We start from the raw sequence: 21,839 nt of genomic DNA on the forward strand, positions 1-21,839 counted from the left end.
CTTTCAGGATGACCGTGTCAGACGGCCCGTATCCCGGCCGTTTTCGGTATTCATATCCCACTTAACGATCTCTTGCCGCACCGCAAAAAATCCGGTAAATCCTGGTTTGCCGATTGCTTCTGTGAAGGCCGCCGAACGTTCTCCAGGGTCCTTAAGCATACGGGCCACCCGTCGGGGAATGCGATAGTTACTTCAGGCGTCGGTAGTGTCTTCCCCGGGGCGAGGTGGCGATCATGAACATCCACGACAAGGCGGCGAAGGGCACAGCGAAGCCCAGCGCAACATTGACGGTCGAGAACAAGCAGGTCGAGCTTTCGGTTCGCTCCGGCACCATCGGCCCGGACGTCATCGACGTCGGCAATCTCTACAAAGAGACGGGCTGCTTCACGTACGACCCCGGCTTCACGTCGACGGCGAACTGCAAAAGCTCGATCACGTATATCGACGGTGACAAGGGCGAATTGCTCTATCGCGGCTATCCGATCGATCAGCTCGCAGAGAACACCAACTTCCTTGCGGTCTGCTACCTGCTGCTTTACGGGGAGCTGCCGACGAACGCTGAGTTCATCAACTTCCGCAAGACGATCACGAACCACACGATGGTTCACGAGCAGATGACGCGGTTCTTCACCGGCTATCGTCGTGACGCGCATCCGATGGCGGTGATGGTCGGCACGGTCGGCGCGCTGTCGTCATTCTATCACGACTCGACCGACATCAACGATCCGGCGCAGCGCGAGGTCGCGAGCCAGCGCATGATCGCCAAGATGCCGACGATCGCGGCAATGGCCTACAAATATTCGATGGGCCAGCCCTTCATCTATCCGCGCAACGATCTCGATTACACGTCGAACTTCCTGCAGATGTGCTTCGCCGTTCCGTGCGAGCCCTACATCGTCAATCCGATCATCTCGCGCGCGCTCGATCGCATCTTCATCCTGCACGCCGACCATGAGCAGAATGCTTCGACCTCGACAGTTCGCCTTGCGGGCTCGTCAGGCGCCAATCCATTTGCCTGCATCTCGGCGGGCATCGCCTGTCTTTGGGGTCCAGCACATGGCGGCGCCAACGAGGCCGCGCTCAACATGCTGAAAGAGATCGGCACGGTTGATCGCGTTCCCGAGTACGTGAAGAAGGCGAAGGATAAGACATCGGGCTTCCGCCTCATGGGCTTCGGCCATCGCGTCTACAAGAATTACGATCCGCGCGCCAAGGTGATGCAGAAGACCTGCCACGAGGTGCTCGACGCACTCGGCCACAAGGATGATCCGCTCTTGAAGGTCGCAATCGAGCTTGAGCGCATCGCGCTGCAGGATGAGTACTTCATTGAGAAGAAGCTCTATCCGAACATCGACTTCTATTCGGGCATCACTCTGCGCGCGATGGGCTTCCCGGTCGACATGTTCACGGTGCTGTTCGCCGTGGCTCGCACCGTGGGCTGGATCGCGCAGTGGAAAGAAATGATCGAAGATCCGGAGCAGCGCATCGGCCGTCCGCGCCAGCTCTACATCGGTCCGGCACGCCGCGATTTCCCGGCAGCCTAAGCCTTCACGACAGACAGAACGACATCGGCCGCCGCCTCGCTTGGACTTGAGGCGGCGAGCTGCATTTTGGCGGGCGCCAGCGAGAGGCCTTCGAGCTGGGCTGCGCGTTCAGGTGTTTCGCCGAACAACGGTTTCAGCGCGGCTTCGAGATTTTCCGCCGTGCAGGCTTCCTGCAGAAATTCCGGATAGACGTTCTTACCGATGACGAGGTTTGCGAGCACGACGCTCGGCACCTTCAGCAGGAAGCGCAGGTTCGCGATCACTTTATCGACTTTGTAGGCGACGACCGCGGGCGTCTGCGCGAGCGCCAGTTCGAGCGTCACCGTACCGGAAGCGGCGAGCGCGGCGCGGGCCAATCGCATCGCGGCGTATTTGTCGTCGCTCTCAACGACGTGCGGACGCGGCGTCCAGTTTGCGGTTTTTTCAACGATGCGGTCGCGGACGTGGCGCACCGCTGGAATGATGACTTCGATCGGTCCGATAGAACCGGCTAGCTGCGCGACCGCTTCTCCGAAGACGTCGATCAGGCGCTCGACCTCGGATGTTCGGCTGCCGGGAAGCACGAGAAGTACCGGGCGCATCGGATCGAGATGCAAGCGCGCGGCAAGAGCCGCGGCGTCGGCGTTCTGGATTTCGGCAAGCTTTTCGATCAGCGGATGGCCGACATAGGTGCATGCAGGTCCGCCGAGACGCGCGTGCGCTTCCGGCTCGAACGGCAGCAGCGCCAAGATGTGATCGACGTACGGGCGCATCTTCTTTGCGCGGCCGGGACGCCAAGCCCAAACGCTCGGGCTGACGTAATCGACGATCGGGATCTGCGGTGCGCGCTTGCGAATACGTTTCGCTATCGGGTGCGTGAATTCCGGGCTGTCGATGATGACGACGAGATCGGGCGCGAAGGCGATGGCAGCATCGACCGTCTGATAGACGCGGCGTACGATGCGCGGCAGCTTCGGCAGGATCGACAGCGGCCCCATGACGGCAACGTCTTCGATCGGGAAGAGCGACGAGAAACCTTCACGCGCCATATCTTCCCCGCCGACACCGGCAAAGGTGATGTCGCCAGCATATCGCTTCTTCAGCGCATGGACCAGTTTTCCGCCAAGTGCGTCGCCCGAGTGCTCGCCCGCGACGACAAAAATCTTCAACGGTCGCGATGTGGATTGCGATGTCATCGTTCGAGCCGTGCCTCGTGCGGTTGCCGGTGCTGCAGTCGTTGCGACGAACATCCCTAATTCGTTTGCCGCCGCGATGACAGGCGGAGAGATTACTGCTTCGGTTGCGACGACCCCGAGAAGATGCGCGGCGTTGGCGACCTTTATGAGACCTTGGGTGAGAGCTTGCCTTGCGCCAACCGCAGCCAAGCCGCGCCTCTTGGCGTTGTTGCCGCGAAGATCGCGGACACGGGCGATGACGTCGGATGGGCCTTCAGTCGTGCCGACAGCGAGCACACGGCCGCGGTCGATGATGATGGCTGAACCGCCACCAAAATGTTGGAGCACCGACAAAATGCCCGCAGCGCGAGCCACGTCCTTATCGGCTGCTTCGTAGGCGGCCACACGACTGAGCGTGGTCATGCGCGATGACGGCGGATTCGCAGCAAGCGGGGGGCGCTCGCCATCCTTTACGCCGGTCACGAAAAGGCCTTGCGCATCCGCGCCCGCGATCATGTCGTTGCGGTTCACGGCGATGACGTGGTCGGCCATCACGGCGATGCCCGCCAGTCCGGCCGCGGCAGCATTCGCGACGGTATCGGGTCCGATGGTCGGAAGATCGACGCGCATGTCCTGTCCGGGCTTCGGGCGCTTGACGAGTACGCCCGCGCGTTCGCGCATTCCGTGCGCCGCCCGGCGTTCGGCGACGCGCTTCAGCATGCGATCTGTGCCTTCCGCGCCTTCGATGGCTTCGATCTCGCCACGCGTGACGACGACAGCCTGGCCGATATCGTAGCGGCCGAGCGCGGCAACGAGATCGAACCCGCGGGCGATGTCGGCAGTGTCACCATCGGACGGACGCGCTTTCGTCAGGCCGCCTTCGGCAACGATCAATTCCGGCGCGACGTCCGCAACGCTCAAGATGTGGAGACCGAGCGCTTCGAATTGCGCGAGCACGCCACGCAGCACGGCATCGTCGCCGCCCGCTTTCAGGAGCTTCACGACGGCCGGGACGAGACGCATAAAGGTGAGATCGGGACGCGCGGTAGCAAACGATGGGCGACCGTAGCCGCCGATGAGCACGGCGTCGGTGATGCTGGCATTGCGGAACGCGGCCATCGCGCGGCCGGGCTGTGCCCAATTGACGGTCGTATGTGGAAAGGCCGCTAAGGCCGGATCGGCGGCGCCTTCGACCATGACAACGTGAACGCTGCCGCCTTGACGCGCGATGCTTCGAGCGACCTCAAGCGGCAACGACCCTGAGCCAGCGATGATCCCGATGCGCTTCGTGGCCTCGCCCATCGCGCGTAAGCTCAGTCTTCAGCGCCGTTCTTCGGCGTGCACAGAGAACGTTTGCCGCCCTGGCGGATGAAGGCCAGGATTTCCTGCACGGAGGCGTGGCCCGCGAATTCCTCGGCGACGTCTTCCATGCGTTCGACAAGCGTGCCTTCGGCCGCGAACAGCAGGCGATAGGCGCGGCGAAGATCGTGGATGTCGTTGCGCGAGAAGCCGCGCCGCTGCAGACCGACGATATTGAGGCCCGACAGATAGGCGCGATTGCCGAGCGCCATGCCGTACGGAATGAGATCGTTCTCAAGGCCAGACATGCCGCCGACGAAGGCGTGATGCCCAACGCGAGCGAACTGGATCACGGCCGCGCCGCCGCCGATAATGGCGAAGTCGCCGACGTTACAATGGCCCGCCAGCATGACGTTGTTCGAAAAGATGACGCCATTGCCGACGCGGCAATCGTGGCCGACGTGGCTGTTTGCAAGAAACGCGCAGCCGTTGCCGACCGTCGTCACCGAACCGCCGCCAGCCGTTCCGGGGTTCATCGTCACGCCTTCGCGGATGATGCAATCGGAACCGATGGACAGCGAGCACGGCTCGCCCTTGTACTTCAAATCCTGCGGCTGATGGCCGATCGAGGCGAACGGAAAAACGCGCGTGCCGGCCCCGATGTCCGTCGTGCCGGCCACAACGACGTGGCTCACGAGTTCGACGCGCTCGCCGAGCTTGACCTCGCGCCCGACGACGCAGAACGGCCCGATCTTCACGCCGGGCGCAAGCGAGGCGCCGTCTTCGACGATGGCCGTCGGATGGACTTCGACCTCAGCCATTCTGGCTCGCAAAGGCGCGGGCGTCGGCCGTGTCGGCGAGCATGGCGCTGATCTCGGCCTCGGCGACGACCTTGCCGTTCACCTTGGCTTCGCCCTTGAAGCGCCAGACGCGGCCGCGATTGCGAACCTTCTTCACGTGAAAGTGGAGCTGATCGCCCGGTAGAACCGGCTTGCGGAATTTGGCGTTGTCGATGCCCATGAAGTAGACGAGCTCGGCTTTGTAATCCTGACCGACGTTCGAGACGCAAAGAGCGCCCGCCGTCTGCGCAAGGCCTTCGATGATCAGCACGCCCGGCATGACCGGAAACTGCGGAAAGTGCCCCTGGAAAAACGGCTCGTTGATCGTCACGTTCTTGACGCCGACGCAGCTTTCATCGCCGTCCATATCGTAGATGCGATCGACGAGCAGGAACGGGTAGCGATGGGGCAATAGCTGCATCACGCGATTGATATCCGCGGTCCCGAGAACCTTGCCCGCTGGTGCCTTGCCTTCCATCGTCGTCTGCTCCAAAAAATTGTGACTGCACGGGCGCACCCGCCGACTTCGAATTGTCAGCTTGCGTCCGAGCCTGACGATCCGTCGTCATGACTTCCCTTGTCACGCGCGACAAGCCGTTTGATCATGGCCTGCTCACGCGCGGATTCGCGCAACGGCTTTGCCGGTGTGCCGAAGTATCGGCCGCCCGCCGCGAGATCGTGCGTGGGATGCGATGCCCCGCCGACCTGCGCGCCACTACCGATCTTGATGTGGCCGACAGTCCCGGATTGACCGCCCATGACGACAAAATCGCCGAGCTCGGTCGAGCCCGAGATGCCGCACATCGCAACGATGATGCAGTTGCGGCCGATCAGGACGTTGTGCCCGATCTGGCAGAGATTATCAATTTTCGTCCCCTCGCCGATCATCGTATCCTTAAGGGCGCCACGGTCTATGGTTGTATTTGCCCCTATCTCAACATCATCCTGGATGATGACGCGACCGATCTGCGGAACTTTCAGATGTCCGCTGCGGCCCATGGCGAAGCCGAAACCGTCCTGGCCGATCCGGACGCCGGAATGAATAATGACGCGATCGCCCACAAGTGCGTGAGTGACGGTCGCCAGCGGGCCGATAAAACAGTCCCGTCCGATCGTTACCCGTGCGCCGACGACCGCGCCTGCGGCGATGCGCGTGCCGCTGCCGATCTGCACGCCGGGCCCGATGATGACGCCCGGCTCGATGATGACACCGGCCTCGATCTTGGCGGTCGGGTCGATAGGCGGCGCACCTGCTACAGCCACCATGGGTTGCATAGCGCTTGGATAAAACAGCGCCAAAGCCAAAGCGAAGCCGTGATAGGGCTGCGGCGTGACTAGAGCCGTCGTTCCGGCCGGCACGCGATCGGCGAGTGCCGGACTAACCAGACAAGCGCCGGCGTTCGTCGTAGCCAGCTGCGGCAGATATTTCTTATTGTCGATAAACGACACATGCGTGGCCGCCGCTTCGACGAGCGGCCGTACGTCGTCGATCAGGGCATCGGGATTTGCCCCGTCAGCCAATTTTGCGCCTGCCGCCTTTGCGACTTCAGACAGCGTATATGGCCCGGTGCGTTCGAAAAAACCGGGATGCTCCATGGCGCCGCCTCCGGCACGTCGTTGTTTCAGATGATTGGTGTGGGGACGTTGAATGGACGACCTGAGAGATAATGGCAAGCCCCTGAGCGGAATTGCCCATAGCTGTATTGCCTGATCGACAAAAAGAGCGGCGCCTCTGTGGGCGCCGCTCTCGAATTTATCACAATTTCAAACCGTTCACGTGCGGATCTTAGAACCTGGACGAAGCACCGAAGCGGAAGAACTGCGTCTGGTCGTAGCTTTCCTTGGTGAGGACCTTGGCAAAGTCCATGCGAAGCGGGCCGACAGGCGAGTTCCACATGATACTGCCACCAACTGACGACCGGATGGCGCTGCTGTCCTGCAAGCAGGATTTCCCGGACGTCGTGGTGCAGTTAGCAAGTGCGGCATCAGCTCCGCCTGTAGCATCCCACAGAGAACCGGCGTCGGCGAAGACCGCACCGCTGAGGCCAATGTCCTCAGGAACGAACGGCAGCGGGAAGCGAATTTCTGCAGTTGCCGCCCAGTATTTTTGACCGCCGAGCGCGTCTTTGTTCGACGAATTGATGTCTCGCGGACCGAAGCCAGAGATATCGAAACCGCGAACCGTCTCACCGCCTTTGAAGAAGGAGTCGAGCAGGCGGACATCTTCGCCGCCCCAGCCCTGGATCACGCCGCCAACGGCGCGGCCAACGAAGGTGATCTTGTCCGTGATCGGGTAGTAGTAGCGACCTTCCGCATTGACACGCCAGTACTGTGCGTCACCGCCGAGACCCGCGAAGTCGTTTGCCAGTTCGATGTAGTAACCGTTGGTCGGGTTACGAGCATTGTTACGCCGATCGTAGCTGATGGTCGTGCCGATGAGCGACGTCCAGTAGCCCTTATCGGTACAACGGAACAGGCCGTTCTGGTCGGTGCCGCCGTTGAAGTTCGCACCGCAGGCTTCCTTAATGGCAGGCGATGCCCAAGACGTAACGTCGAAGATCTCATCGCGAGACAGAGCGTAGCTCGTCTGCATCCAGAGATGCTCAGCGAGCGGGAAGCCCAGACGAACGTCACCGCCGATTTTGCGCTGTTGGAAGCCTGACTGATCGGTGTAGTCGAGCTGTTTGAAGAACAGGTCGAAGCCCGCAGCCAAGTTACGATCAAGGAAGCGCGGTTCGGTGAACGAGAAGTCCACCTGCGCACGCTCAAACGAGCCTGCAAGTTTCAAGCGGACGTACTGTCCATTACCGAACAGGTTGCGCTCGGAGATCGAGACGTCGCCGATGACGCCTTCACTCGTCGAGTAGCCCGCACCGAACGAAAGCTCGCCGGTCGACTGTTCTTGCACCTCGACGTCGAGGATGACGCGGTCGGGTGCAGAGCCGGGACGACGCTTGATGTCGACGCTCTTGAAGAGGCCGAGCGCCTGCAAGCGCTTCTTGGCGCGGTCAACCATCAACGCGTTGAACGCGTCGCCTTCCGCGAGGCGGAATTCGCGACGGATCACGAAGTCTTTCGTGCGCGTATTGCCGATGACGTTGATGCGCTCGATGTAGATGCGCGGGCCTTCGTCAACGACGTAGGTAATCGCAATCGTGTGCGATGCTGCATCAGGGATCGGCCGCGGACGAACGCGTGCGAAGGCATAGCCTTGGTCGGCAATGTCGAGCGTCAGCTTTTCCGACGTCTTGTCGATTTGCGAGGCGTCGTAGACCTGCCCCGTCTGCGTCAGGAGATCGCCCGTCAGCGTGCTGGTATCGATGCCCGGAAGCGAGCTTTCGATGTTGATGGCACCGAACGTATAGGGCTGACCTTCCTCGATTGCGAAGGTGATGATGAAGCCCGTGCCGTCCGGATCGATTTCGGCGTTAGCAGCCGTAACGGACGCGTCGGGATAGCCGTTCTTGAGGTAATACTGACGGATGAGCTCGCGGTCGAGGTTCATGCGGTCAGGATCGTAGATCGACGTTCCCTTGAGGAAGTCGAACCAGCCGACCTGCGTCGTCGAGATGACGTCGCGCAACTGGCTGTCGGAGAACGCGTGGTTGCCGACGAAATTGATGCCTTTGACCTTCGTAGCCGTACCTTCGTTGATCTCGAAGACGAGGTTTACGCGATCTTGTTCAAGCTGAATGATCTTCGGTTCAACGGTCGCGGCGAAAAGGCCCTGACGGCGATAAACGTCGAGAATGCGCTGCACATCGGCCTGAGCCTTGGCGCGCGTGAAGACAGAGCGGGGTTTCAACTGAACTTCGCCGACAAGCGTGGCCGTATCGACCTCGCTGTTACCCTCAAAGGCGACCTGGTTGATGACCGGGTTTTCCTTCACGGTCACGACAATCGTCGCGCCCTTGTAGTCGATTGAAACGTCAGCGAAGAGGCCGGTTGCGAAGAGAGCCTTGATCGAGGCGTCGACCTTCGAGGCGTTGTAGGGATCGCCAGCGTTGAGCTGCAAGTAGGAGCGAACAGTCTCCGGCTCCACCCGCCGGTTACCGATAACTTCGATATTCTTGATCACGCTTTGAGCGAACGCAGCACCCGACGTCCAGGTTGCATCCACCATCGCGACCATCGGCGAGAGGACAAGAAGCGCCAGTAAGAGGCGCAATCCCGCCAGGATGATCTTGAATTTCTGCATACGCGGAATTGCCCCCGTGTGCCGCCGACCCCCAAATTCACATGCGCGCTGTCGGCGGCAGCGTCACACTCATGCGTCTTCTTTTTCGTCGTCTTTTTGTCGTTCTTGTCGGCTCGTTTCTTATTGGTCTTGTTCGTGGTGACGTCCCAGCTCCGCGACAGCCTCTCCCGTCTGACTTCTCTTCGGCCCCCCGAGTCGAAATCATAACATGCTGCGCAGGATACCGCTTTTAACGATTCAGAAAGCCCTCGAAAAGTTGTAAGTTTACGTCACTCCCCAATGATTCTTCTCGGCATCAGCCCGCCCCCGTCAATCGACGCCAAACGTTCATAATGTCGTTGAAATTCACGAAAACCATCAACATCATGAGCAGCGCCAGCCCGACCTGGAAGCCCATCTGCTGAAGGCGCTCGCTGGCAGGCTTCCGGCGCACTGCCTCGAACGCGTAGAACATAAGGTGACCGCCGTCGAGAACGGGGATCGGCAGCAGGTTCAGGAAGCCGATATTGGCCGAGATGAAGGCGATCCACCGTAGCATCGGCTCGATTCCAAGCTCGGCGACTTTTGCGGTGACCTCGGCCATCATAATCGGGCCACCCATCTGCTCGGCCGACTGCCGGCGGGTTATGATATCTCTGAGCCCTGCCAGCGTCGCGGTAATGTTGCCGTAGGTTTCGCCAACGCCGAGCATTACGGCTTCCGGCAACCCGACGTGAACTGTCCGCACCTTGTCCGGCGCAATGGCGCGCTGGATGCCGATCAAGCCACGACGGAACGTCCGACCCATCGCATCGCGCTGCTCATCGACGTTCGGCGTCGCCTTGAGTTCGACGGTCTTACCGTCGCGATCGACCGTGAAGGCCAACTGCTCGCCGGCGCTTGAGCCGACAATTCGCTGCAGATCATCGAAACGATCAATCTTAGTGCCATTGATCGCGACAATCATGTCGCCCGGCTTGAAACCGCCGCGCTCGGCCGGTGAATTGGGCACGACCGCGTCGACCAACGGCGGCAGAATGTGCAGGCCAGCCGTGGCGTTAAGGCCGGAATAAAGAACGATGGCGAGGATAAAGTTGGCGATCGGACCAGCCGCGACGACCGCAGCGCGCGCACCTACCGACTTCGAATGGAATGCGCCCGCACGTTCGGAGGGCTTCAGCTGCTTTTCGCCGCCGAACGACGAAGGATTTTCGTCGTCGATGAATTTGACGTAGCCGCCAAGCGGGATCCAGGCGAAGCGCCAGCGAGTCCCATACTTATCATAAAAGCCATAGATTTCAGGGCCAAAGCCAATCGAAAAGGCCTTGACCGTCACGCCGCACCAGCGCGCAACCAGAAAATGCCCCAGCTCGTGGATGAAGACCACGAGGGTCAACACCAGCAGGAACATCACTCCGTATTGCCAGATCCAACCTGCGAGCGACGCCAAAAAATCCATAGGTCCGCGATCCCGATGCTGATTCGGATTACCGTTAGCCGCCGAGATTAGGCGCTAGGCGCCTCAATAGCCACTAAGTTTCTCGTTAGATAAGGCTCGGGCCATGTCATCGACCGCCAATATATCGTCGAGGCTTTGGGCCGGACAAATGGCCCCCTGACGCTCCGCCGCAGCAAGCGTTTCTTCGACGAGGGCCGCAATGTCGAACATTTTGATGCGGCGATCGAGAAATGCCTTTACGGCCACCTCGTTAGCGGCATTCAACACTGCCGGAGCCGTATCGCCGCGGCGCATCGCCGCCCGGGCGACGCGCAGAGCCGGAAACCGATCTTCGTCAGGGGCTTCGAACGTCAAGGTCGCGAGGCGGGCGAGATCGAGCTTTTCCGTCGGCGCCGCCATTCGGTCGGGCCAGGACAGAGCGACGGCGATCGGCGTGCGCATGTCGGGGGACGCCATCTGTGCGAGCACCGAGCCGTCGACGTAGCTGACGAGGCAATGGATGATTGATTGCGGGTGGACGATGCAATCGAGTTTATCCACACCCACAGGAAAGAGGTGGAAAGCTTCGATCAGTTCCAGGCCCTTGTTCATCAAGGTGGCGCTGTCGATGGTGATCTTGGCGCCCATCGACCAGTTCGGATGCTTGAGCGCCTGCTCCGGCGTAGCAGCAGCAATGGCGTCGCGGGTCCAGGACCGGAAGGGGCCGCCGGACGCCGTCAGCACGATCTTATCAATCGAGGCCGGATCTGCACCGGCCATGACCTGGAAGGCGGCGGAGTGCTCACTGTCGACCGGCAGGAGTTCGGCGCCAGCCCGAGAGATTGCCGACGTGAAGACGTGGCCGGCCGAGACCAGACATTCCTTGTTTGCGAGTGCCACGCGGGCGCCTTGCGAGGCTGCCGCAAACGTCGGCTTGAGCCCCGCGGCGCCGACGATGGCCGCCAATGTGCAATCAACGGGTTCAAGCGCGGCTTCGACAAGCGCCTCCGGCCCTGCGGCCGTGCGGATGCTCGTTCCAGCCAGCGCCTCACGAAGTTCGCCAAGACGCGTTTCATCGCCGATGACGGCAACCCGTGCATTGTGACGGCGCGCCAGGGCCGCGAGTTCCTTAGCGTTCGATTGCGCCGTCAGCGCAACGATTTCGAATTTTTCGGGTGTCCGCGAGACGAGATCAAGAGTGCTCGTCCCGATCGATCCCGTCGCTCCGAGCACGCTGAGCCGCATCGGCCGTGCTGCGTCGCCTGCGCGCGCTGCCGTGGCGCGATCGGGCAACCGGTTCGGAACGCTTGCGGTCAGTGCCATTATTATGATCCGTATAAAAGCGCTCGCGCCGGCGCGAACGCATCAATTGAAAAGCCGATGAGCGCGGCCGCAACGCTGGCTGTCACAAGCCCATCCATACGGTCCATGAAACCGCCATGGCCGGGAATCAAGCCACCAGAATCTTTCAGGCCGAAATGGCGCTTTAGTGCCGATTCAGCCAAATCGCCCCACTGCGACACCAAACCGACCGCCAGCCCGAGGCTTGCGAGCCAAATCGCGCCGCCCGTACCGGACACGACCGAGAACAGCGCGCCCACCGCAGCCGCAGCCGCGATGCCACCGATCAAACCGGACCAGGTCTTGTTCGGTGAGACCTGGGGCCAGAGTTTCGGCCCTCCGATGGTGCGTCCGGCGGCAAATGCTGCGACGTCGGTTACGGCCACAGCGAGAACAACGAACAACGTGGCGAGAAAGCCCAGAGGCTCATCGCTTCGCAGCCATCCGAGCGCGACGACCGGCAGCGCGGTGTAAAGCACGCCCGCTCCTGACAGCCGCGCCCGATCGGAACCGGCCGCCAATGCCGCAACGGCGACGGCGCCGACAACGGCTGAGACGATGGCCATTCCGGCCATGTCTCGGGCCGTCAGCATAGCGGCAGCCAATACCGCCAGCACATGGACGATCAACCCGCTATCCGGCATCGGCCCCCTGACAATCCGGCCCCACTCCCAGCTCATCGCCGCAGCGACCAGAAAGGTCAGCAGCGCGAAGGCGCCTGGGCTCCAATACAGCATGGTGAAGGCAATGGCGCCAATGGCGACACCAGAGACGATCCGCAGGCGCAATTCAGCGGGGATAAAGTCGAACAAGCCGCCAAGAAAACGCTGCTGGCCGTCCGGATTTTCTGATGGCATTGCCAATCCTCAGGCCATCGAGCGCTTGGTCAAGCCGCCGAAACGGCGCTCGCGGGAGCGAAATTCCGCAATGGCGTTTTCAAATGCCGTCTTGTCGAAATCCGGCCAGTAGCAGTCGAGAAAGACGAACTCTGAGTAGGCGGTCTGCCACAATAGAAAGTTCGAAAGACGCATTTCGCCGGACGTGCGGATCAGAAGATCGGGGTCCGGAATGCCAGAAGTATCGAGCGCATTCGCCATGCGTTCGACGGTGATGTCGGCCGGATCCAGCAGGCCCGCGGCGACCTGTTCGGCAAGCTTGCGCGCGGCGCCTGCAATCTCCGAGCGCGAGCCGTAGTTGAAAGCGATAACGAGCGTCAGCTTGTCGTTATTGCGGGTCAATTCGACGGCTTCGTCGATCAGGGTCATCAGTTCGCTGTCGACGTGCAAACGCTGACCGATGACCCGAATGCAAACGCCCGACTTATGCAGATCGGCAAGATCGCGCCGGATGAAGCGTTTCATCAGCCCCATCAGATCGTCGATTTCGTCGATCGGACGTTTCCAGTTCTCAGAGGAGAAGCTGAAGATCGTGAGATATGTGATTTGCAGCTCGATTGCGGCGCGCACGGCACGGCGGACGGCTTCGACGCCCTGACGATGACCGAGCGTTCTCGGCAATCCCCTCTCGCGCGCCCAGCGACCGTTGCCATCCATGATAATGGCAACGTGCTTCGGCGGCGTTACAGGGCCGGTCCGCTCGTCTGTCGGCTTCGCTGGTGGCGCCAATGTCAAACGGCCTCTGGGATTGAGATCTCACATATCTTCAGACAACTTCAAGCCAGCAAAACGACCGTGGCCATCAGACTTTTTGAATTTCGGCCTCTTTAGTAGCGAGCGTCGAGTCGACCTCCTTGATGAGGCGATCGGTGAGCTCTTGGACCTTATCCGAGTTTCCCCGTTGTTCGTCCTGGCTCATTTTGCCGTCCTTCTCAAGTTTCTTGAGAAGATCCATGGCTTCGCGCCGAACATTGCGAACCGAAACCTTCGTCTGCTCGGCATACTTGTGGGCGAGCTTGACGAGTTCCTGGCGGCGATCGGTTGTCAGCGCGGGAATCGGCAGACGGAGGATCTGGCCGTCGGTGATGGGATTGAGGCCGAGGTTAGCTTCACGGATTGCCTTATCGACGGCAATGACGTTGCTGCGATCCCAAACCTGAACCGTAATCATGCGAGGTTCGGGAACCGAAACGGTTGCAACCTGATTAAGCGGCATCCGCGAGCCATAAACCATCACCTGTACGGGATCGAGGAGATTGGCGTGCGCACGCCCCGTGCGAAGGCCAGTAAACTCGCGCTTCAGAGCGTCGATCGAAGCGCGCATGCGCTTTTCAATTTCTTTGATGTCGTGAACAGCCTGAGACATTTCCTATTCCTTCCCGGCGCGCAAAAACCGGACAGCAGCGCCCCGCTCGAAACGCGGCGCAGATCGGCATCGAGCGGCCTTCAGCCGGTTCCTTCAATGAGGGTCTGGCGAGCCTCGCCGCGCAGCGCCTTCAAGAGATTTCCCGGTTCTTCGATGGAAACCACAATTAGCGGAAGTCCGTTATCCCGGGCAAGGGCAATGGCCGCTCCGTCCATCACTTTGAGATCATTCGCTAAAACTTCGGAATAACTGAGCCGGTCATAACGTACTGCATCCTTGTGTTTTTTGGGATCGGCAGAGTAAACGCCGTCCACCTGGGTGGCCTTGATGACGGCGTCGCAATTCATCTCAATGCCCCGCAGAACGGCTGCCGTATCGGTAGTGAAGAACGGATTTCCGGTGCCTGCCGCGAAGACGACAACCTGTCGGCGAGCGAGATAAGCCAGCGCCTTGGGGCGCACGTAGCTTTCACAGACCGTCTGCATGGGGATCGCCGAGAGCACGCGGGCGGGGACGCCAAGACGATCAAGCGAATTTTGGAACGCCAAGGCGTTCATGACTGTCGCGAGCATGCCCATGTAGTCGGCGGTCGCGCGGTCCATGCCTTTCGCCGCGCCGGAAAGGCCGCGGAAAATATTGCCGCCGCCGATGACGACCGCAATTTCGGCCCCTGCCGCAACAGCATCCGCAATGTCTTTCGACAACCGCTCGGCAACGCTCATGTCGATGCCGTAGGGCTGCTTACCCATCAGAGCTTCGCCGGAAAGCTTCAGCAGCAGCCGCTTGTATTTAAGACCCTGCGCGTCCGCCATTCCGTTGTCTCCCGATCGGCACCAAAGCCACCATAATACGAAAAACCGGCCGATCACGGGGGATCGGCCGGTTGATACCTAACCTGCTCGGGCGATTCCGGCCAGCGGGCGTCCGTTGACCCTGAACTCGACCTTGCCGATCTCAGCGACCGCCGCTTGCCAGCTTGCGGACTTCCTCGCCGAAATCTTCTTCCTTCTTGTCGATACCTTCGCCGAGCGCGTAGCGGATGAAGCCTGCGACCTTGATCGGCGCACCGCAGGCCTTCTCGGCTTCTTTAACGGCCTGCGCGACCGTCGCCTTGCCGTCGCCAATCAGGAACGCCTGGTTCATGAGCACAACCGTACCGATGAATTCCTTGCGCAGCCGGCCCTCGCTGGCTTTGGCCAGAATGTCATCCGACTTACCGGCGTTGCGCGGCTCGGCCTTCGCCTGCTCGACGTAGACCGCCCTTTCGCGGTCGATCGCCTCTTTGGAAAGGTCACTCTCGTTGACGACGAGCGTGGTCGGCGAAGCTGCCACATGCATAGCGATTTTGCGGGCGAAATCGAACAGCGTCGGCTCATCGCCCGCGCTCTCGAGCGCAACGAGCACGCCGATCTTGCCGAGGCCGTCTGCGACGCGGTTGTGGACGTAGTCAGCGACGACGCCTTCCTTCACCGCAACGGCCGCCGTGCGGCGCAGCGTCATGTTTTCGCCGATCGTTGCGACGGCTTCCTGAAGCTGGACTTCGACGGCGTTTTTGGTGCCCGGATAATTCGCATCGAGGAGCGCCTTGAGGTCGCCCTTCGCTGCAGGTGCGAGGCCTGCGATATCACGGACCAGCGTCTGGAACTGCTCGTTGCGGGCAACGAAGTCGGTTTCCGAGTTGACCTCGACGACGGCGCCTTCACGGCCCTTGGCGACGATGCCGATGAGACCATCGGCGGCGATACGGCCCGATTTCTTCGCAGCCTTCGACAGGCCCTTCTTACGCAGCCAATCAACGGCGGCTTCGATGTCGCCATTCGTTTCGGTCAGCGCGGTCTTGCAGTCCATCATACCGGCGCCGGTCATGTCGCGCAGCTTTTTCACGTCTGCGGCGGTGATCGTTGTCATTCCTGTCACCTATGAGGTTCGAGGCGCCCCGGCGGGCGCCTCATCAAAGTTCATTCACGTTCGCGCTTCAAACGCGCGTCAGTTTTGTGTCGAATTGCCAACGCGCATTAAACGCTGGCGGCTTCGACGAGCTTCTTGGCCTGGGCAACCCAGTTTTCGCTGGCGATCTGGCCTTTGAGCTTCAGCTGGCGATCGAGCGCCTCGGCGTAATCGTTGTCGAGATCGGCGATCTGCCAGAAGTGGTAGACGCCCGCATCGTTGAGGCGCTGCTCGATCTTCGGCGTGATACCGGTGATGCGCTTGAGATCGTCGGCCTCGCCACGCGGCGCTTCGATGCCCTTGAAGGTAACCTTCGGCAGTTCCTCGGCCGGTGGCGTCTCGGAGGCACCAACGTCAACGCCAGCAGAACCCTGCGAACGCTCCAGACCGTCGAGCGCAGCGCGTGCCATCAGATCGCAATAGAGCGTGATGGCGCGGCCGGCGTCGTCGTTGCCCGGAACCGGGTAATCGATGCCGTCCGGATCGCAGTTCGTATCGACGATCGCGACGATCGGGATGTTGAGCTTGCGCGCTTCCTGGATGGCGATCGATTCCTTGTTGGTATCGATCACAACGAGCAGGTCGGGCGTGCCGCCCATGTCCTTGATGCCACCGAGCGACTGGTTGAGCTTGTCGCGCTCGCGCGTCAGGTTCAGGATTTCCTTCTTCGTGCGGCCCTGCGGATCGGCCAAGATGTCGTCAAGCTGGCGAAGGCGGCGGATCGACTGCGAAACCGTCTTCCAGTTGGTCAGCGTGCCGCCGAGCCAACGATGGTTGATGAAGTACTGGGCGCTGCGCTTGGCTGCGTCAGCAATGCCATCCGACGCCTGACGCTTCGTCGCCACGAAGAGAACGCGACCGCCACCGGCGACGGTGTCGGAAACCTTCAGCAGCGCCTGGTGCAGCAACGGCACCGTCTGTGTCAGATCGAGGATGTGGATTTTGTTGCGCGACCCATAGATGAACGGCGCCATCTTGGGGTTCCAGCGGTGAGCCTGGTGGCCGAAGTGAACGCCAGCTTCCAATAGCTGACGCATGTTGAAGGCAGGAAGTGCCATCGAAACGTTTCCTTTTCCGGTTAGACCTCCGCGAGACTTGAGAAGAGATTTGCAAGCCTTTTTATGGGCTTATCATTTCTCCACCGGAGCACGATGCGGGGCTTTTCATCCGCATGGCGCAAATGTCTCGCGTGTGAGATGGCGGCTGTATACGGGGGATCGGCTTTTTGCGCAAGCCTAGGCTGCGGCCTAGACTTGTATCGACTGCTTCCCGGGCATCCCCTACCCGGCCTCGAACGCGCGCCACGGCCGCCGTCTTGATGAGCGGATCGTGGCGCGCCGAATTATGGATTAAGGGGATATGCGGCTAGTGCTTCCGCCCCCTCCGCGCACGGGACGAGACGCGTGGCGTCGACGGCTTACTTGCTGCACTTGGAATCGAGCAGTGTGACGGCGTCGTCCATCGCCTTGGCTTCTGGCGAGTCGTCCTTGGCGTCCTGGCCATCGTCCCAGGCGTTCTCGAAATCCTCACCCAGCGTTTTGAAATACCCGTCGATTTCGTCGCTAGCGGCTTGCGCCTTTTTTTCGTCGTCGCCGACCTCGTCCATTTTCTTGGTCATCGCGCAATAGGCTTTCACCTTTGCGGGATCGGAGGCAACGGCTTCGAGATTTTTCTTGATATCAGCTGCGCTCAATTTTGGCGGCTCTTTATCGTCGTCAGCGGCGCGAGCCACGGTAGCGGCGGGAGCAAGCAGCAAAGCAGCAATCAAAGCGGCGTGGAATTTTGACATCTCTTGCCTCGTTTTTGGCTAGCTCGGGGTGCGGAGCTATGCACTGAAACTGTGTCAGAAGAAGGCAGCGTTGTGCCGCTGCCTTCGACTAAAAGCGCAACGTCACTTAGCGCCAATAGCGCCAGTAGCACTTGCGGTGGCCGTGATGCCAACGGCAAACCCACTTGCGGTGCTTGTAGTGCCGATGCTTGTAATAGCGCTTCTTGTAATAGACGTGCTCGACGGCGGTTTTATCCGCGTGCACGCCAATCCCGTTGAGGTTTGCGCCGGCGACACCTGCATTTGCAGCGCCGCCAAAAGCGCCGAGGGTGACGGCAGCGGCAACAGCTGCTGCGATCAAGCTCTTTTTCATTAGAGGCTCCTATCTTCTTCAAAGAAAGACGCGGTCTCTCACGTCTTGAACCCCTAACGCTTAGCGCACAAAAAAACCGTCGGTGATGACGAAAAATATTCCGCGAATTGAGTGTAACTTTTGCGCCAGCAACCAGCGGTATTAGATTTCGATTATTTCCGCCACAATTGGCAGCGCTTCAATGCGAATTGCTTCGCGAGGAGAAACGTCGTACCGCCCCGCGAGGATAAATTCCATTTCGCGATTGCGATCTTCGAGCGGCAATACAATGCGAATTTCGCCGCCACGCGCATTCGGGCGTAAATATTTGCTGACGTCCGAAACCGGCGCAGCATTAGCCACGACCGACTTTCGATCGAGAACAAGTTTGAGATTGCGGGGAACTGCCGACGCAGCCTTGTCGAGTTCCTCAATGGATTGCACGCGCATTTTCATCGTCTCGCCATCGCGTTCGGCTTCGACTGAAACGATCACCGGCGTGCCTGGCTCCAGAAGATCGCGACTGGTTGCGAGCGTATCGGAAAATATGACCGCTTCGAATTGGCCCGTCGCGTCGGAGAACGTAGCAAAGGCGAATTTGTTGCCTTTCTGCGAGCGGCGCTCGCGGGCGGCGATGACGATGCCGGCAAGGCGTCCGGCCGTCGCGCCGCGCTGCACGAGCATTTCGAACTCACTGAATTTCTTGATGCCAAGCTTCTTCAATACGCGATCGTACTGATCGAGCGGATGGCCGGAGAGATAAAAGCCGATGGCTTGGAACTCTTCCGATAGCTTCTCCATCGCGGTCCACGACTGCGTCGCGCGCAGAACGAGATCTGCGGGCTTCCCGGCAGTGCCGAAAAGATCGGTCGTGCCCTGCGCTTCATCGGCGGTGCGGCGCTGCGCAGACGCCAGAATGGTATCAGCGTTGGCAGCAACGAGTGCGCGATTGGAATTCAACGAGTCGAACGCGCCGCCCTTGGCGAGCGTTTCGAGAGCGCGCTTGTTCAGTGCCTTGGCGTCGACGCGCGACGCGAAGTCGGCGAGTGATTCATAAAGGCCGCCGGAGTTTCGCTCGCTGACGATCGTCTCGACGGCACTCGCCCCGATATTCTTCAATGCGGCGAGCGAATAACGGATCGAACCAAGCTTGGAATCTCCCGACGGCGGTTCAACGCCGAAATCCACGCCGGAATTGTTTACGCACGGCGGAAGCATGCGAATACCGGATTTGCGCGCTTCGGACGCAAACATCGCGAGCTTATCCGTGTTGCCCATATCGAGCGTCATGGACGCGGCGAAGAATTCCTCACGGAAGTTCGCCTTCAAATAGGCTGTGTGATAGCTGACGAGCGCATACGCTGCAGCGTGCGATTTGTTGAAGCCGTAGCCTGCGAACTTATCGACGAGTTCGAAGATATAGATCGCTTCTTCTTTTTTCACGCCCTTGCTGACAGCGCCTTCGACGAAGCGCGCTTGCTGCTTCGCCATTTCGGCCTTGTCTTTTTTACCCATCGCGCGGCGAAGCATGTCGGCTTGACCAAGCGTGTAGCCGCCCATCACCTGCGCGATCTGAATGACCTGCTCCTGGTAGATGATGACGCCGTAGGTCTCTTTTAGAATACCTTCGAGCATCGGATGCAGGTAGTCGACCGGCTCCTCGCCGTGCTTGCGGTTGATGTAGGTCGGGATGTTATCCATCGGGCCGGGGCGATAGAGCGCCACCATGGCGATGATGTCCTCGAAGCGGTCGGGCTTCAGCCGCTTCAAGCTTTCGCGCATGCCCGTACTTTCAAGCTGGAACACGCCGGCCGTATCGGCCTTGGCCAGCATTTCATAAGCGGGCTTGTCGTCGAGCGGCAAACTCGGCAAGTCGACGGTGATGCCGCGCACGCGCTTGATCAACTGCACGGCTTTTTCGAGCACGGTGAGCGTCTTGAGACCCAAGAAGTCGAACTTCACGAGACCCGCCGCTTCAACCATTTTCCAGTTGTATTGCGTGATGGGGAAGTTCGATTTCGGATCGCGGTAGAGCGGCACCAACTCTTCGAGCGGACGGTCGCCGATAACCATACCGGCGGCGTGCGTCGAGGCGTGGCGATAAAGGCCTTCGAGCTTTTCGGCGATTTCGAGTAAGCGCGCGACGATCGGTTCGCTGTCGCGCTCTTCCTGCAATTTCGGTTCGCCGTCGATGGCTTCGCGCAACGTGACGGGATTGGCTGGGTTGTTCGGCACGAGCTTGCAGAGCCGATCGACCTGGCCATACGGCATCTGTAGCACGCGGCCAACGTCGCGCAGCACGGCGCGCGCCTGCAGCTTACCGTGTGTGATGATCTGGGCGACGCGGTCGTCGCCGTATTTCTTCTGCACGTAGTCGATGACGCGGTCGCGCTTTTCCTGGCAGAAGTCGACGTCGAAGTCCGGCATCGAAATACGTTCGGGATTGAGAAAACGCTCGAACAGCAAGCCGAAGCGCAACGGATCCAGATCGGTGATCGTCAGCGCATAAGCGACGAGAGAACCCGCGCCCGAACCGCGGCCCGGTCCGACCGGCACGCCGTTGGCTTTCGACCATTTGATGAAGTCGGCCACGATGAGAAAGTAGCCGGGAAACTTCATCTGCGTGATGACGTCGACCTCGTAAGCGAGGCGCTTTTCGTAGTCTTCGACCGTGAAGCCTGGCGATGGCCCGTGCGCTTCGAGGCGACGTTTCAAGCCTTCGATGGCTTGCCGTTTCATTTCCGCGGCTTCGAGACGGAAATTCTCGATTTCGCTCTGGCTGTCGTCGCCCGCAACGAAACGCGGAAGGATCGGCTTTTTGCCCTCGGGCCGGAATGCGCAGCGGATGGCGATTTCAACTGTATTCGCCAACGCTTCGGGGAGATCTGCGAACAGAGACGCCATCTCTTCTTCGGTCTTGAGATAGTGCTCGGGGCTGGCGCGGCGTCGATCGTCTTCGACCACGTAGCGACCGTCGGCGATGCACAGCAGCGCGTCATGCGCTTCGTAATCGGCGCGGGCGGCGAAATAGCATTCGTTGGTCGCGACAATCGGCAAGCGCCGCGCATACGCGAGTTCGAGTAGTTGTGGCTCGACTTCGACTTCTTCGGCAAGACCGTGCCGCTGAATTTCGACGTAGAGGCGATCGCCGAATATCTTCTCAAGCGTCGCGAGCCTCTCGGCGGCGTGATCGGGCTGAGCGTTGCGCAAAGCGGTGTCGATCGGACCTTGCGGACCACCTGTCAGCGCGATCAATCCGGCGGACAATTCTTCGAGCCGCGCGATCTTCACATGCGCAGGCTCGTCCGGCGCCGCTTCAAAATTCAGTGCCTTCGACAGCTTCATGAGGTTCGCAAAGCCGTCGGCGTTCATGGCCAGCAGCGCGAGCTTGCCCGCAGGCTTCACGCGCGGCTCGTTGCTCATGGCTCGCAATGCCATCGGGCCGTTGTCGCGGTTATCGCCGAAATCAATATCGAGCGTCGTGCCGACGATGGGCTGCACACCGGCGCCCCAGATTTTCTCGGAGAACTCAAGCGCGCCGAAAAGATTGTTCGTATCGGTGAGGCCGATCGCGGGAAGGTTCATCGCCGTCGCGAGCTTGGCGAGCTTGGTAATCGGCAACGCGCCTTCGAGCAGCGAATAAGCCGAATGGACCTTCAGGTGAATGAATTTGGGCGCGTGCGGAGCGGGGCGAATCGGAGCGTTCATAAGCCTATTT

At 60.4% G+C, this 21,839-nt stretch carries 17 protein-coding genes and 1 pseudogene; 1 reads left to right on the top strand and 17 read right to left on the bottom strand.

Features of this window, described 5'->3' with window-relative positions; all coding sequences use genetic code 11:
- The first annotated feature begins 233 nt into the window (after positions 1–233).
- The gene (gene gltA / locus HYPMC_RS13215) at positions 234–1,544 is read left to right on the top strand and encodes a citrate synthase (protein ID WP_013948475.1); all 1,311 of its coding nucleotides are present in this window, start codon (positions 234–236) and stop codon (positions 1,542–1,544) included.
- Here the strand turns inward: gltA and lpxB are convergent.
- The 17 genes and pseudogenes from lpxB to dnaE form a co-directional block, all read right to left on the bottom strand.
- A complete protein-coding gene (gene lpxB, locus HYPMC_RS13220) occupies positions 1,541–2,719 on the bottom strand; it encodes a lipid-A-disaccharide synthase (RefSeq protein WP_029671170.1) in 1,179 nt (392 codons plus the stop codon). The two genes, gltA and lpxB, sit on opposite strands and share 4 nt — an antisense overlap.
- A 471-nt stretch (positions 2,720–3,190) precedes the next feature.
- A pseudogene (locus tag HYPMC_RS24720) lies at positions 3,191–4,000 on the bottom strand (LpxI family protein); the annotation flags it as partial.
- 11 nt (positions 4,001–4,011) lie between these two features.
- On the bottom strand, positions 4,012–4,818 hold the full coding sequence (gene lpxA / locus HYPMC_RS13230) for an acyl-ACP--UDP-N-acetylglucosamine O-acyltransferase (protein WP_013948477.1): 807 nt from the start codon (positions 4,816–4,818) through the stop codon (positions 4,012–4,014).
- Positions 4,811–5,314 (bottom strand): 3-hydroxyacyl-ACP dehydratase FabZ, encoded by a 504-nt coding sequence (fabZ, locus tag HYPMC_RS13235; RefSeq protein ID WP_013948478.1) that lies wholly within the window; start codon positions 5,312–5,314, stop codon positions 4,811–4,813. The genes lpxA and fabZ overlap by 8 nt, the downstream gene beginning before the upstream one ends.
- A 56-nt stretch (positions 5,315–5,370) precedes the next feature.
- Positions 5,371–6,432, bottom strand: a complete 1,062-nt coding sequence (gene lpxD / locus HYPMC_RS13240; RefSeq protein ID WP_013948479.1) for a UDP-3-O-(3-hydroxymyristoyl)glucosamine N-acyltransferase — start codon at positions 6,430–6,432, stop codon at positions 5,371–5,373.
- Positions 6,433–6,622: 190 nt separating this feature from the next.
- The gene (gene bamA / locus HYPMC_RS13245) at positions 6,623–9,034 is read right to left on the bottom strand and encodes an outer membrane protein assembly factor BamA (RefSeq protein ID WP_013948480.1); all 2,412 of its coding nucleotides are present in this window, start codon (positions 9,032–9,034) and stop codon (positions 6,623–6,625) included.
- Positions 9,035–9,329: 295 nt separating this feature from the next.
- A complete protein-coding gene (gene rseP, locus HYPMC_RS13250) occupies positions 9,330–10,472 on the bottom strand; it encodes an RIP metalloprotease RseP (protein ID WP_013948481.1) in 1,143 nt (380 codons plus the stop codon).
- Between the two features lie 63 nt (positions 10,473–10,535).
- Positions 10,536–11,774, bottom strand: coding sequence for a 1-deoxy-D-xylulose-5-phosphate reductoisomerase (locus HYPMC_RS13255; RefSeq protein WP_013948482.1), 1,239 nt, complete (start codon positions 11,772–11,774; stop codon positions 10,536–10,538).
- A gap of 2 nt (positions 11,775–11,776) precedes the next feature.
- Complete coding sequence (locus HYPMC_RS13260) at positions 11,777–12,649, bottom strand: phosphatidate cytidylyltransferase (RefSeq protein ID WP_013948483.1); 873 nt, start codon at positions 12,647–12,649, stop codon at positions 11,777–11,779.
- Positions 12,650–12,658: 9 nt separating this feature from the next.
- Positions 12,659–13,417 (bottom strand): isoprenyl transferase, encoded by a 759-nt coding sequence (locus HYPMC_RS13265; RefSeq protein ID WP_013948484.1) that lies wholly within the window; start codon positions 13,415–13,417, stop codon positions 12,659–12,661.
- Between the two features lie 73 nt (positions 13,418–13,490).
- Positions 13,491–14,054 carry a ribosome recycling factor gene (frr, locus tag HYPMC_RS13270; protein ID WP_013948485.1) on the bottom strand — a complete coding sequence of 188 codons (564 nt, stop codon included), beginning with the start codon at positions 14,052–14,054 and terminating at the stop codon, positions 13,491–13,493.
- Positions 14,055–14,134: 80 nt separating this feature from the next.
- Entirely contained in the window at positions 14,135–14,866 is a 732-nt protein-coding gene (gene pyrH, locus HYPMC_RS13275; protein ID WP_013948486.1) for a UMP kinase, read from the bottom strand.
- Between the two features lie 142 nt (positions 14,867–15,008).
- On the bottom strand, positions 15,009–15,962 hold the full coding sequence (gene tsf, locus HYPMC_RS13280; RefSeq protein ID WP_013948487.1) for a translation elongation factor Ts: 954 nt from the start codon (positions 15,960–15,962) through the stop codon (positions 15,009–15,011).
- 107 nt (positions 15,963–16,069) lie between these two features.
- Positions 16,070–17,059 carry a 30S ribosomal protein S2 gene (locus HYPMC_RS13285; RefSeq protein ID WP_013948488.1) on the bottom strand — a complete coding sequence of 330 codons (990 nt, stop codon included), beginning with the start codon at positions 17,057–17,059 and terminating at the stop codon, positions 16,070–16,072.
- A gap of 359 nt (positions 17,060–17,418) precedes the next feature.
- Positions 17,419–17,790 carry a hypothetical protein gene (locus HYPMC_RS13290; RefSeq protein WP_013948490.1) on the bottom strand — a complete coding sequence of 124 codons (372 nt, stop codon included), beginning with the start codon at positions 17,788–17,790 and terminating at the stop codon, positions 17,419–17,421.
- A 106-nt stretch (positions 17,791–17,896) separates the two neighbouring features.
- A complete protein-coding gene (locus tag HYPMC_RS13295) occupies positions 17,897–18,142 on the bottom strand; it encodes a hypothetical protein (RefSeq protein WP_013948492.1) in 246 nt (81 codons plus the stop codon).
- A gap of 141 nt (positions 18,143–18,283) precedes the next feature.
- A complete protein-coding gene (gene dnaE, locus HYPMC_RS13300; protein WP_013948493.1) occupies positions 18,284–21,829 on the bottom strand; it encodes a DNA polymerase III subunit alpha in 3,546 nt (1,181 codons plus the stop codon).
- Between the last annotated feature and the right edge of the window lie 10 nt (positions 21,830–21,839).

The organism is Hyphomicrobium sp. MC1, from assembly GCF_000253295.1.
Lineage (GTDB): Bacteria > Pseudomonadota > Alphaproteobacteria > Rhizobiales > Hyphomicrobiaceae > Hyphomicrobium_B.